A 12,732-nucleotide genomic window follows, 5' to 3' on the forward strand; every position below is an offset into this window, starting at 1 on the left:
CCGTTAAAGCTGGGGCGGCTGCGCCTTCGGATAGCCCGTCGCCTCATGCCAACCTTGGGCCAGTTGGAGCAGACGCGCGTCGCTGCCGCGTCTGCCGATCAGTTGCAGCCCCAAGGGCAGACCGCGCGCGTCGAAACCTGCGGGGATGTTGACCACCGGCAGGCCGATCAGGCTGGCCGGGACCACCACCTGCATCCAACGGTGATAGGTATCCAACGGCTGACCGTCGATCTCGGTCGGGTGCACCTGTTCGACCGCAAAGGGCCAGACCTGCGCCGAGGGCGCCGTCATTGCCCGAAGGCACCGTGCCCCAGCTGGGCCGCATGCCGTAGACGTTGTTCCACCCCACCGGATTGCGCAGGGAGCCCATCATATCGGACCCATCGGCCACGGCCACCATCCGCGCCGCCAGCGCCGCCGCCGCCCCGCCAGAGGAGCCGCCAGCCGAGCGGTCAAGGTCATAGGGGTTGCAGGTCGCCCCATGCACCGGGTTGAAGGTATGGCTGCCGAGGCCAAATTCCGGGGTGTTGGTCTTGCCGATCACAATCGCACCGGCGGCGCGAAGCCGCGCGACCGCCGGGTGATCCCGCGTGGCCGGGGCTGCCCCAAAGAGCGGCGAGCCCTGCGAGGTGGGCAGCCCCTCTGCATCCGCCAAATCCTTGATCGCCATGGGAATGCCGTGCAGCCAGCCCTTGCGCGGGCCCGCGTCGGCGGCCTCAGCCTCGGCCAGCAAAGCGTCGCGATTACGGAGGGAGACGACGGCATTCACCTTGCCGTTCACTGCCACGATCCGGTCCAATGTCGCCTGCATCAACTCGACCGCGGATATCTTTCGCGCGGCCAGCGCCTCAGACAGTTCTGAGGCGTCCCAATTTAGCAATTCCATCATGTCCCCCTATTGGTCACTGTCATTCCATGAAGGGGACGTCATGGGCTCAGTCGCCCTGCGCCTCGGCCCGGCTTTTGCCCGAGACTGCCAACGCCAACGTCGCCCCCATCAGCCCGTCGAGATCGCCGTCGAGCACGCCTTTGGTGTCCGAGGTCTCGTAATTGGTGCGCAGGTCTTTGACCATCTGATAGGGCTGCAGAACGTAGGAGCGGATCTGGTTGCCCCAGCCCGCGTCACCTGCGTTCTCATGCGCCTCGTTCACCAGTGCCGAGCGCTTGTCCAACTCCATCTGATAGAGCCGCGATTTCAGCGCTTTCATAGCGATGTCGCGGTTCTGGTGCTGCGACTTCTCCGAAGAGGTCACGACGATGCCCGTGGGGTGGTGGGTGATCCGCACCGCCGAGTCGGTGGTGTTGACGTGCTGACCGCCCGCGCCGGAGGACCGGTAGGTATCGATGCGGATATCGGAGGGGTTCACCTCGATCTCGATATTGTCGTCGACCACCGGGTAAACCTTCACGGAGGTGAAAGAGGTGTGCCGCTTGGCTGCCGAGTCGAAGGGCGAAATGCGCACCAGACGGTGCACACCGCTTTCGGATTTCAGCCAGCCATAGGCGTTGTGGCCTTCAATCTTATAGGTCGCGGATTTGATGCCCGCCTCGTCGCCGGGGCTTTCGGCCTGAAGATCGACCTTATAGCCCTTCTTCTCGGCCCAGCGGACATACATCCGCGCCAGCATGCTGGCCCAGTCACAGCTTTCCGTGCCGCCCGCGCCTGCGTTGATCTCAAGGAAGGTGTCGTTGCTGTCGGCCTCACCGTTTAGCAGCGCTTCGAGTTCTTTCTGCGCGGCCTTTTCTGCCAGCGCCTTCAGCGCCGCCTCGGCGTCAGAGATGACCTCTTCGTCCTCTTCCATCTCGCCCAATTCGATCAGTTCGAGATTGTCGGCCAACTCCTGTTTGATGCCCTCATAGGTGTCGATGGCATCGACCAACGACTGACGCTCGCGCATCAGCTTTTGCGCCGCATCGGGGTTGTCCCAAAGGTTCGGGTCTTCGACGCGGGCGTTGAATTCTTCCAGCCGGTAGGGCGCGGTCTCCACATCCAGTCGCTGGGCCAGCAATTCCAGCGATTTGCTGATCTGGTCCGCGGTATTCTGTGCCTCTGCGCGCATGTGTGCCTGCCTTTGATAAGTAATGCGGCCCCGAAAACCGGAGCCGCACGAGAGATAGACCAGCCCGCCAGCGGCGGCAAGTGGGGGGCGGCAAAGCGCAACTTTGCCCCGCCCCCTTTGGCCTGATTAGTAAAGACCGCCGGAGCTGAGTGTGCCAAAGCTAGCCTTGGGGCCGACGGTGGCTTTCTTGCCGGTCGACGTGGTGACCTGACGCGAGGAAGACCCGCCAAGTTCCTCGACCAGTGGCAGGTCCGCCCCCATGGCAAAGCCGCCGTCGAAAGAAATGCCGAAAAGCGGCTCTTCGCCATCGCGGAAACATTCCGACACGACATTGGCGCCGGTGGCGCTGTCGCTCAAACGGGCACCGGTGAAACGGTCGATCTTGATAAAGCGGCACTGGTCGGGGACCGCGAAGTCACCGCCGCCATACTTCTTGATCGCCTCGGACATGAAGCGCTGGAAGACAGGCGCGCAGAGCCGCCCGCCGCCCGCGCCCCGGCCCATCGGGCGCGGGGTATCAAAACCGATGTAGCAGCCCGCCACCACGTTGGAGGAGAAACCCACGAACCACGCGTCTTTCTCATCGTTGGTGGTGCCTGTCTTGCCCGCGATCGGCACCGGCAGGTTCACCGCATTGCGCGCCGTGCCACGCTCGACCACGCCCCGCATCATGGAGGTCAACTGATAGGCGGTCACCGGGTCCATCACCCGCTCGCGGTTGGAAATGATCCGCGGCGCTTCACCGGGGGCGAGGTTGATCTGCTCACAATCGTAGCATTTGCGTTCATCATGTTTGTAGACGGTGCGGCCATAGCGGTCTTGCACCCGGTCGACCAAAGTGGGCTGCACCCGCTCACCGCCATTGGCGAACATCGCATAGGCCGAAACCATTTGATACAGCGTGGTTTCCTGACTGCCGAGCGCGTTCGACAGCAAGGGCGCGAGGTCGTCGTAAACGCCGAAACGCTCCGCATAGCTGCCGACCACATCCATCCCGACCTCTTGCGCCAGACGGATGGTCATCAGGTTGCGCGACTGTTCGATGCCCGTACGCAGGGGCGTCGGCCCATAGAATTTATGCGAGGCGTTCTGCGGCCGCCAAACGCCCTGCGGCGTGTTGATCTCAATCGGGGCGTCGACCACGATGGTCGCGGGGCTATAGCCACTGTCGAGCGCGGAGGCATAGACGAAGGGCTTAAAGCTCGACCCCGGCTGGCGCTTGGCCTGTGTGGCCCGGTTGAACACGCTCGCCTGATAGGAAAAGCCGCCCTGCATCGCGATCACGCGGCCCGTGTGCACGTCCATCGCGACGAAACCGCCCTGCACCTCTGGCACCTGCCGCAAAGTCCAGCGGATGAAAGATCCGTCGCTGTCCGAGGTCATGCGCCGGACCAAGACGACCTCACCCACCTCAAGCAGGTCGCCCGCCACCTGAGCCTTGCGCCCCAGAGAGCCGTCATCTAGCCGTTTGCGCGCCCATTGCACGTCTTTGGCCGGGATCCAGTGGCCGTCTTCGTCATCCTCGACGCCTTCGATGCCGATGCGGGCGTCATTGCTGCCGACCTCAAGCACCACCGCCGGATACCACTGGTTCTCCAGATCGATGTCGCGCGGCACCCGCAGGTCCGCCAGCGCAGCGCGCCATTCCTCTTCGCTGTCCAATTGATCGGCGGGGATCTCAAAACGCGTCCCGCGCCAGATGCCCCGCCCGCGGTCATATTGCTCCAGCTGACGGCGCAGAGCGTTGGCCGCGATGGGCTGCATCTCGTTGTCGATGGTCGCGCGCACGGTCAAACCGCCGGTAAAGAACTCCCCCTCGCCGAAATCTTCGCTCAACTGGCGACGGATTTCGTCGGTGAAGTAATCCCGCGGCGGCAGTTCGGCCTTGAAGCTCTCGAAATCACCGTTCTGGACCGAGCGCAGCGGCTGCGCCACTTCGGTTTCATAGACCGCTTCCGAGATATAGCCATTCTCTTTCATCTCGCGCAGCACGAAGTTCCGCCGCGCCAGCAGCCGGTCCTTGCGACGCACCGGGTGGTAATCCGACGGCGCCTTGGGCAGCGAGGCGAGGAAGGCCGCCTCATGCGGGGCCAACTCACTCAGCGTCTTGTTGAAATACGTCTGGCTTGCCGCCGCCACGCCATAGGAGTTCTGGCCGAGGAAAATCTCGTTCAGATAGAGCTCAAGAATTTTCTCTTTGCTCAAGGTCTCTTCAAGGCGCGAAGCAAGGATGATCTCCTTGATTTTACGCTCGGCCCGGCGGTCGCCCGACAAAAGGAAGTTCTTCATCACCTGCTGGGTGATCGTCGAGGCCCCGCGCACGTCGCGCCCGCGCGATTTAACCGCATCCACCGCCGCCGCACCGATGCCGCGCAGGTCATAGCCCTCATGGGTGTAGAAGTTCTTGTCCTCTGCCGAGATGAAGGCCTGTTTCACCAGATCCGGAATGGTATTGGCCGGGGCGAAAAGACGGCGTTCCTTGGCAAATTCGTCAATCAAACGGCCTTGGCCCGAGTAAATTCGGCTGATCGTCGGCGGCGTGTATTGCGCCAGCGACTCATGGCTGGGCAAATCACGGCCATACATCCAGAACACCGCCCCGATGGTCAAAGCCACCATGCCGACGCTCAGGGTCAGGGTGGTAAAGATCCCCCCGAAAAAGGACAGAACAAATCGAAACACGCGCGCGGACCACCATTGGCTAGGGACAGTTCCGAGCCTATACAGGATGCACCGGCTCGGGTCAAAACACATGGCCGCCAGCGGGGGCGAATCTTCGCCCATCGCGAAAGCGGTCAGATCTTTTTATTTTACTTTCTGATCAATGGTTTGAGCGCCGCATCCTGATCACGCCACGTCACGATCGCATCCGCCATCGCGCTCACCATTGACGCGCGCCACACCGGATCGCGCAGATTGGTCAGATCGCGCTTGGAACTCAGGAACCCCACTTCGACCAAAACCGAAGGAATATCGGCGGACTTCAAGACCGAGAAACCCGCCCGCCGCAGGGGTCGGCTGTTCAACGGCCCGCCCGCCGCGCCCATGCCATCGACCAAAATCTCGGCCAGCGCATCTGAGCGCGGCTCGGTCTCTTGCCGGGCAAGATCCAGCAGGATGCCCGCCACCTGATCATCTGAGCCGGTCAAATCCGCCCCCGCGATGATGTCCGACCGGTCATGTCGCGCCGCGAGATGTTCGGTCGCCACATCGCTGGCATCATCGGAAAGGGTATAGACCGTCGCCCCGCTCGCCCCGCCCTGCGACAGGCTGTCGGCATGGAGCGAAATGAAAAGGTCCGCTTCGGCCTGATGGGCGATGGCGACCCGGTGCTCTAAGGCGACGAAAATATCCTCATCCCGGGTCAGCAAGACATCCACCCCCTTGCGCCGCAGCGCATCGCGCAGGTCGCGGGCGAAGTTGAGCATCAGGTCTTTCTCGTCCAATCCCTCGCGCTGCGCACCGGGGTCGATGCCGCCGTGGCCGGGGTCCAGAACGACGGTGAAACTGTACTTGTCTGCCACCGCAGGTTTCGGCGGCGCGGTGAGCGCGGTGGTCCAATCAGGGTCCACCGGCGCGCCCGCGGCCTCGGCAAAAACCTCCGCCTCGACCCTCTCCAAGGTAATCTCAAGCCGCGCCTTGCCGCTGCTTGTGTCCACCGGCATGCCAATCTCAGCGGGAACCATCGGCTCGGCCAAATCGGCCACCAGACGCGACCAACCGGGCTGAAACGCACCAAACCGCAGTGCCGAGATACGGCCCGGCTTCTCCAACAGATCCCCCCGGGCGACATTCGACCAATCCGCCTCGCGGAAATCGACGATCAGTCGGGCGGGATCATCCAGCAGAAAAACCCGGAAAGGCACGCCCTGGCTCAGCGCCACGGTCAAATCGGTCTTGCCGAACCAGCGATCACTCACCGCGCTCTCAACCGGATCGACCCGCGCCAGCGCCGTCAACTCCTGCGCCGCGACGGTGACCGGCCCCGCGCAGGCCAACATGACTGCCAGTCCCCTAAAGATTGCCCGCATGATCGATCACCCTGCCCGTTTTCGCCCTTCTATCACCTGCCGCGCGGCCAAACCAGCGTTCAGCGCGCCGCCATGAAGGCTTTGAGCCGGGCGATGCCCTCCTCCATATCCGCCGTGCTGCGCGCATAGGAAAAGCGCAGCGTCTTATGCCCCCGCGCCGGGTCAAAATCGAGCCCCGGGGTCACGGCGACGCCAGCCTTCTCCAGAATTTCCGCCGCAAAGGCGCGGCTGTCATCGGTAAAGCGCGAAACATCAGCATAGACGTAAAACGCCCCATCGGGCGGCGCGATGTCGGTAAACCCCGCCTCTTGCAAACCGGTGATCATCAGGTCGCGGTTGCGCCGGTAAACCGCCAAATTGGCCTGCAATTCGTCGTCGCAATCCATCGCCGCCAGCGCCGCGATCTGGCTAGCATGGGGTGCGCAGATAAACATGTTCTGCGCGATCCGCTCGACCACGCGCACCTGATCCTCGGGCACCACCATCCAGCCCACGCGCCAGCCGGTCATCGAGAAATACTTCGAGAAGGAGTTGATCACATAGCAGTCATCGGTGACCTCCAGCGCGGTCACGGCCTTCTTGTCATATTCGATGCCATGGTAAATCTCGTCCGAGATGAAGGACATGTCATTGGCCGCACAGGCCTCCGTCAGCGCCGTCAAGGCGGGTCGGTCGAGCATCGTGCCCGAAGGATTGGCCGGGGAGGCCACGAGCAAACCGCGCAGGTCTTCCCCCGCGAAATCCGCCGCGACCGGCTGATATCTGTTCTCCGGCGCGGCGGGCAGATCGACGGGCTGCATCCCCAAGGCGCGCAGGATCTGACGGTAGCTGGGATAGCCCGGCGCCCCGATGCCCACCCGATCCCCTGAATCGAAGAGCGCGGTAAAGGCCAGCAAAAACCCGCCCGAGGACCCGGGGGTGATCACCACCCGAGCCGGATCGAGATCGACGTTATACCATTCGCCATACATCTGCGCGATCCGCGCCCGCAAAGCAGGCAGGCCAAGCGCCACGGTATAGCCCAAGGCCCCCTCACCCATCGCCTTGGCCAGCGCGGCCGCCGCCCCTTTCGGCGCGCCCGTGCCGGGCTGGCCAACCTCCATATGAATGATGTGACGGCCCGCCTCTTCGGCGGCGCTGGCGGCCTGCATCACGTCCATCACGATAAAGGGATCAACGGCGGACCTGGTTGAATTGCGCATGGGCTTGCTCCTACTGTCGGCATGTGCTTTCACCGCGCCTGATGCCGGGCGTCAACCCTTGGCCCCTATTTCGCAGCTTTACCGAAAGGACCGCCCATGTTCGTCCGCCTCCTCGCCCCTGCCCTTGCCGGTGCAGTCACCCTTGCCGCCCCCGCCGGGGCCATGGACCTGACCGAGCTTACAGACGCCGAACGCGCGCAGTTCCGGGCCGAGGTCCGCGCCTATCTAATGGAAAACCCCGAAGTGATCCTACAAGCGGTAGAGCAGATGCAAAACCGTCAGGCCCAAGCGCAGATGCAGGCAGATTTCGATCTGGTCTCCGCCAATGCCGATGAGATTTTCGACGATGGCTACTCTTGGGTCGGCGGCAACCCGGAGGGGGACATCACGCTGGTTGAATTCCTCGACTACCGCTGCGGCTACTGCAAACGCGCCCATGGCGAAGTGGCCAAACTTCTGGAAACCGACGGTAACATCAAACTGATCGTCAAAGAGTTCCCGATCCTTGGAGAGCAATCGCTGCTGGCGTCGCGCTTTGCCGTGGCGACCAAACAGGTCGCGGGCGATGACGCTTACAAACAACTGAACGATGCGCTTATGGCCTTCAACGGAGCGGTCACCCTCCCCGCCCTCCGCCGCTTGGGCGAAAGCTTCGATCTGGATGTCGCAGCAATCGAAGCCGAGATGGACAGCGACGCGGTCACGCAAGAGATCGCCCAAACCCGCGCGCTGGCCCAAAAGCTGCAGATCACCGGCACGCCCACCTTCGTCATGCAAGACGAAATGCTGCGCGGCTACCTGCCCTATGATCAAATGATGGCGCTGGTAGAAGAAAAACGCGGCTAAAGATGCGCGCCCCGGCATTTCTGGCCGCGCTCGTGCTGGCCCTGCCCGCCGGGGCCGATGAACCGTCCGCGCGAGATGCGTTTGAAACCGAACTCCGCGCCGCGGTCCTTGCCAATGGCGATGTCATCGCCAAAGCGCTGGCCGGCCCGACGCAAATGCAACGGCATATTCAAAACGACCTGTTGCTGCTCGACCGCTTGGCCCCCGACCTTCTGGCGGGCCACCCCATCGCGCTTTTCACCGCAGAAGACTGCGAGACCTGCGCCACCGCCGCCCACGAATTGACCGCAATTACAAAGCGTTACGGCATCACCTTCATACAACACGATCTCAGCCACCCCCAGCCCGCCCGCTGGGCTACCGCCCTAGGGCTCACCGACGCCCCCTTCTATGTGCTGCCCGAAATGATCCTCAACGGCCACATGCCCCCCATCGTCCTAGAAAAACACCTCACCCCAAACAAGGTGAAGACGCCCCCACAACCCACTGATTAATAACCCATTCCAACAACAGACAAAGCGCGCCAACCTCCCGGCTCACGCGCTCCCCCTCATCTTCATCCTTTTAAAAATACCTCTGCGCAGCCCCTCAACCAACACAGCGCCAGCGGCCCAGCCCCCAACCTACTCAGCCGCCTTCACCGCCTCAGCCTCAATCTGCGCCGCGCGTTCCTCGACCTGCTCGACGATATGATCAATCATACCTTCATTGCCGAGCTTATGGCTCTGTTTGCCCGCCAGATAGACCATGCCAGACCCGGCCCCGCCGCCGGTAAAGCCCACGTCGGTCATCAGCGCCTCACCGGGGCCGTTCACCACGCAGCCGATGATCGACAGGCTCATCGGCGTCTTGATATGCTCCAGACGTTTCTCCAAGGTCTCGACGGTTTTGATCACATCGAACCCCTGCCGCGCGCAAGAGGGGCAAGAAATGATGTTCACCCCACGGTGCCGCAACCCGAGGGATTTGAGAATCTCATAGCCAACCTTCACCTCTTCCACCGGATCGGCGGAGAGGGAGACGCGGATGGTATCGCCGATGCCACTCCACAAAAGGTTGCCCAGACCAATGGCCGATTTGATCGTGCCCGACATAAGCCCGCCCGCCTCGGTGATGCCGAGGTGGATGGGCGCGTCGGTGGCATCGGCAAGCTGTTGGTAGGCCGCCGCGGCCATGAAGACGTCCGAGGCCTTGCAGGAAATCTTGAACTCGTGGAAATCGTTGTCTTGCAGGATCTTGATGTGATCCAGCCCGCTTTCGGCCATCGCATCGGGGCATGGCTCGCCGTATTTCTCCAGCAGATGCCGCTCCAGCGAGCCTGCGTTCACGCCGATGCGGATTGAGCAATTGTGGTCCCGCGCGGCTTTGATGACCTCGCGCACGCGCTTTTCATCGCCGATGTTGCCCGGGTTGATGCGCAGACAGGCGGCACCGGCCTCTGCGGCTTCGATCCCGCGTTTGTAGTGAAAGTGGATGTCCGCAACGATGGGCACCGACACTTCGGGAACGATCTCACGCAAGGCTTTGGACGAGTCCTCATCCGGGACCGAGACGCGCACGATATCGGCGCCTGCGTCAGCGGCGGCTTGGACCTGTGCGATGGTAGCAGCGACATCGGTGGTCAGCGTGTTGGTCATGGTCTGCACGGTGATCGGCGCGTCACCGCCCACCGGCACATTGCCCACCATGATCTGCCGGGACTTGCGACGCGGAATATCGCGCCAAGGGCGAATGGAATGAAGCGACATGAAGACACCTTTCGCGGGATCAGGGGCTATGGCCCCCTACCTATTCAGCCGAAGCATCATGTGCAATGGGAAGCGGCAGCCCGCGCGTTTAGCTGCCCTGACAGGGCATCGCCGCCAGAGCGGAGGGGTCGAGCGAGCCTTCGAGGTCGGCAAACATTCGGCTGAGCGATTGCTCCGCCGTCGGATCGACCGGCTCATAAAGCTCAGCCAGCGCCTGCGCGTGGAGCGGCACGTTTGAGGTCACTGCCCCGCGCGGCCCAACGGGGCCGAAACAGCCATCTGCCATGGCGAAATATAGCGCACCCGATTCGCCCGTCCGAAGGGAGGGCGGCTCTTCGGTGACGGGGACATCCCATGTGTCGCCCTTGTTCATCACGCCTTCGAAAATCACCGTGCCGTCAGCCGCGCGCACTCGGACCCAAGAGGGGTAAGCGGCGACCATGCGCACTTTCTCGCCCAAAGGCTCAACAACCTGCGGTTTGGGCAGGTCGGTATCGGCATTGGCGAGCATCACAGCCTCGTCGATGGCGCTGGTGATGCTGTCATCTGACAGGCTGTCATCACCCTCCGATGCCTCGGCCACCACGGTGCCTTGCGCGGCGGTATCGGGGCGGTCCGGCGTCGGGAAATTGCTGACAGAGCGCGGATCAATAGAAGCAATCGGCGCGTCACGCGCCACCAGCACCGGCACGTCAAGCGCTTGCGGGCGATAAAGCCGGTCCAGCGCCTCGGCCCGAGGGCTTTCCACGCTTTGCGGCGCGGCGGAATCGTCTTCCGCGTCAGGCGCGCTGGCCAGCGCCCCATCCAGCGGGTCGAGATCGGAAAGCACGATCGGGGTCTGATCCACCGGGGCCACCTGCACGCGCTGCACCTCTTTCAGCACGGTCCAACCGCCAAAACCAATGGCCGAAATCAGCGCGATCAGCACCAGCGAGGAGCCGACCGCCCCCGGCTCAATCCGGCTGAGCAACCCGTCGCCCGTGGGCACGAAGGGCGTGTTGGGCCGGGCGAAAAGATCGTCTTCTTTCGGGGACTTGCGGCGTTCCTCGAAGCTCGGCTTTTTGACGACGGAGGCTTCGGCGGACATGCCATGGGCCACGGCGAAACCGGATTCCTTGCAGAAGGCGGCAAAGGCCTGATCTGGGTCCATATTGAGGTAGCGCGCGTAGGAGCGCACATAGCCCGCGATGAAGCCGGGCGTGTCAAATGCGCCGGGATCACAGTTTTCGATTGCGGCGATATAGGAGGCTTTGATGCGCAATTCGCGCTGCACGTCGAGCAGGGATTTACCAAGCGTGGCCCGTTCGCCGCGCATGACATCCCCCAACCGCAATTCGAATGCATCGAACCCTTTGGGTTCGACTGTTTCGTCCTCAGCGGTTCTGGAGGCCCATCGCCCGATCATCAATATGCCCTGTCCCTGTTAGCCTGTAGCTTTGATCCAAACACGCCCCAACGATTCGGATGTAGCCTTTTCTTGACAAAAGGCTACCACAAGACAACGCAAAACACGAATAGCGCTGCGTTAGCCCGCAGCTTCGGCACGATTCAGCGCACAATGCGACCAGAGCACGTCCATCCCCCGGACAAGTGCATCCATCTCTTTAGGCCCATGTACCGGTGAGGGCGTGAAGCGCAACCGCTCCGTGCCGCGCGGGACGGTGGGGAAGTTGATGGGCTGAACATAGATCCCGTGATCTTCGAGCAGCATGTCCGACAGAAGCTTGGTGTGCACCGGGTTGCCCACCATAACGGGCACGATGTGACTGCCATGGTCGATGATCGGCAAGCCCAGCCCCTTCAGCCGCAATTTCAACGCCTTGGCCTGCTGCTGGTGTTTCTCTCGCAGCTCGGGCGCGCGTTTGAGATAGGCGACCGAAGCGGCGGCCCCCGCAGCGACGGCAGGCGGCAGCGAGGTGGTAAAGATGAACCCCGGTGCATAGGAACGGATCGCGTCGCACATCTTGGCAGAGGCGGCGATATAGCCGCCCATCACGCCGTAGGCTTTGGCCAGCGTGCCGTTGATGATGTCGAGCCGGTGCATCAGCCGGTCGCGTTCCGCCACCCCTGCCCCGCGCGGGCCATACATGCCAACCGCGTGCACCTCGTCGATATAGGTCAGCGCGCCGAATTCATCCGCGAGATCGCAGATTTCTTCGATGGGCCCGAAATCGCCGTCCATCGAATAGATCGATTCAAAAGCGATCAGCTTGGGCGCGGCAGGGTCATCCGCCTCCATCAACTCGCGCAGATGGGCGACATCATTGTGGCGGAAGATACGCTTGGCTCCGCCATTGCGGCGCACGCCTTCGATCATGGAGGCATGGTTCAGCGCGTCGGAATAGATGATCAGCCCGGGAAAGAGCTTGGGCAGGGTCGAGAGCGTGGCGTCATTGGCGATATAGGCCGAGGTGAACAGCAGCGCCGCTTCCTTGCCATGCAGATCGGCCAGTTCGGCCTCGAGCTGCTTGTGATAGACCGTCGTGCCCGAGATGTTGCGCGTCCCGCCAGAGCCTGCGCCGGTGGCGCGCAGCGCTTCTTCCATGGCTTCGATCACCACGGGGTTCTGCCCCATGCCCAAATAGTCGTTGCCGCACCAAACGGTGATATCCTGCTGCGACCCGTCGGGTTTGGTCCAGACGGCATGGGGGAACTGACCATTGCGACGCTCGATGTCGATGAAGGTCCGGTAGCGTCCTTCGTCATGCAGGCGCGCAATCGCCGCGTCGAGCTTCTCGTTATAGTCCATGCGCGTCTCCATCTTTTGGCGCGAACAGGAGGAGGCCCCTCCATATTCAGCTTTTAGAATGATTACAGATCCAAAGCCGAAGCTTCAATCTCTTAT

Annotated in this window: 9 protein-coding genes and 1 pseudogene; 2 read left to right on the top strand and 8 right to left on the bottom strand. The window is 62.5% G+C overall.

Translation table 11 applies throughout. The annotated features are described in order from the left end of the window. Positions 1–3 precede the first annotated feature (3 nt). The 5 genes and pseudogenes from ACGYK2_RS04670 to ACGYK2_RS04690 form a co-directional block, all read right to left on the bottom strand. Positions 4–886, bottom strand: a pseudogene (locus ACGYK2_RS04670) (amidase family protein). Between the two features lie 49 nt (positions 887–935). After that, a complete protein-coding gene (prfB, locus tag ACGYK2_RS04675) occupies positions 936–2,060 on the bottom strand; it encodes a peptide chain release factor 2 (protein ID WP_067268656.1) in 1,125 nt (374 codons plus the stop codon). 126 nt (positions 2,061–2,186) lie between these two features. Next, positions 2,187–4,742, bottom strand: a complete 2,556-nt coding sequence (locus ACGYK2_RS04680) for a penicillin-binding protein 1A (protein WP_271687577.1) — start codon at positions 4,740–4,742, stop codon at positions 2,187–2,189. Between the two features lie 128 nt (positions 4,743–4,870). Then, a complete protein-coding gene (locus ACGYK2_RS04685; protein ID WP_271687578.1) occupies positions 4,871–6,091 on the bottom strand; it encodes an N-acetylmuramoyl-L-alanine amidase in 1,221 nt (406 codons plus the stop codon). A 59-nt stretch (positions 6,092–6,150) separates the two neighbouring features. After that, positions 6,151–7,293, bottom strand: coding sequence for a pyridoxal phosphate-dependent aminotransferase (locus ACGYK2_RS04690; protein ID WP_271687580.1), 1,143 nt, complete (start codon positions 7,291–7,293; stop codon positions 6,151–6,153). Positions 7,294–7,389: 96 nt separating this feature from the next. Between ACGYK2_RS04690 and ACGYK2_RS04695 the strand changes: the two genes are divergently transcribed. Further along, positions 7,390–8,139 carry a DsbA family protein gene (locus ACGYK2_RS04695; protein WP_271687581.1) on the top strand — a complete coding sequence of 250 codons (750 nt, stop codon included), beginning with the start codon at positions 7,390–7,392 and terminating at the stop codon, positions 8,137–8,139. A gap of 32 nt (positions 8,140–8,171) precedes the next feature. Further along, positions 8,172–8,633, top strand: a complete 462-nt coding sequence (locus ACGYK2_RS04700) for a disulfide bond formation protein DsbA (RefSeq protein ID WP_276155541.1) — start codon at positions 8,172–8,174, stop codon at positions 8,631–8,633. 129 nt (positions 8,634–8,762) lie between these two features. On the opposite strand, the gene ispG is transcribed toward ACGYK2_RS04700, so the two are convergent. From ispG to hemA, 3 genes are all read right to left on the bottom strand, one after another. Continuing rightward, a complete protein-coding gene (gene ispG / locus ACGYK2_RS04705; protein ID WP_271687583.1) occupies positions 8,763–9,887 on the bottom strand; it encodes a flavodoxin-dependent (E)-4-hydroxy-3-methylbut-2-enyl-diphosphate synthase in 1,125 nt (374 codons plus the stop codon). An 88-nt stretch (positions 9,888–9,975) separates the two neighbouring features. Beyond that, positions 9,976–11,292 (bottom strand): helix-turn-helix domain-containing protein, encoded by a 1,317-nt coding sequence (locus ACGYK2_RS04710; protein WP_394374242.1) that lies wholly within the window; start codon positions 11,290–11,292, stop codon positions 9,976–9,978. Between the two features lie 120 nt (positions 11,293–11,412). Further along, on the bottom strand, positions 11,413–12,636 hold the full coding sequence (hemA, locus tag ACGYK2_RS04715) for a 5-aminolevulinate synthase (protein WP_067265045.1): 1,224 nt from the start codon (positions 12,634–12,636) through the stop codon (positions 11,413–11,415). Between the last annotated feature and the right edge of the window lie 96 nt (positions 12,637–12,732).

Origin of the sequence: Sulfitobacter sp. 1A10359 (genome assembly GCF_043558145.1) — a bacterium.
GTDB classification, from domain to species: domain Bacteria; phylum Pseudomonadota; class Alphaproteobacteria; order Rhodobacterales; family Rhodobacteraceae; genus Sulfitobacter; species Sulfitobacter faviae.